Genomic DNA, 785 nt, shown 5'->3' on the forward strand with positions numbered 1-785 from the left:
TGGGGTTATCTATTTGACTATCATTTAAGGAGCTCCAGGACCAGATCGTATTGACAGTATCCGCAGCTCCCTGCAATTGCAGGCTAGGTGAGGTACAAACCAATGTCACATCAGTACCTGCATCCACGCTTGGTGCAATGGTATCTTTACCAACATTTACAGTAAATTCATTAATACAGCCGCTTTGAAATCCTCCACTCGGAACCTATATTGCCCAGCCTCTAGAACTTCATAATCCAAATTAGCCCTACAACTCCGTCTACGGCCTGACCACTTCCGTCTACTTCACACCATTCAAACCCAAAACTACCCATATTGGGCAAGGTTGCCATTAAAACAATGGAAGTATCTGCACAGTAAAGTTGGTATCGGGTACAGCAATGACAGCAGTAGCTCATCACTAATTTGCACTACTACACTATCTTGGCTGAAACATCCGCTACCCGTGTCTCTGACTCCAGATAATAAGTCCCGGCACAACTTACCACCGGCACTACTAGTATTTTCTCCCTGTAGACAACTGCTGTTTTGATTACTGTCCATTGGTAAACGATAGTATTGCCGGTAGCAGAACCACTGCCATCCAGGACTAGTAGATTATTCTGACAGGTTAATTCCTGATCAGGGCCAGCTTCAGCTATCGGAGGTGCAGATTGAAGATTCACTTGCACTTCATCCGTGGTGACACATCCAGTAATCCCATCTTCAACTTCCAAAGTATACGTTCCACTCTCGGTCACAGCAACGGTTGGGCTAACTGCTACTGCTATGCCATTAGGATCTGT

At 45.4% G+C, this 785-nt stretch carries 1 protein-coding gene; it reads right to left on the reverse strand.

Annotation, left to right across the window (positions count from 1 at the left end; translation table 11 throughout):
* Positions 1-413: 413 nt before the first annotated feature.
* Positions 414-785, reverse strand: a 372-nt coding sequence (locus tag D5R40_RS33485) for a hypothetical protein (RefSeq protein ID WP_205127883.1), incomplete at its 5' end; no start/stop codon positions are given.

The organism is Okeania hirsuta (genome assembly GCF_003838195.1).
GTDB classification, from domain to species: domain Bacteria; phylum Cyanobacteriota; class Cyanobacteriia; order Cyanobacteriales; family Microcoleaceae; genus Okeania; species Okeania hirsuta.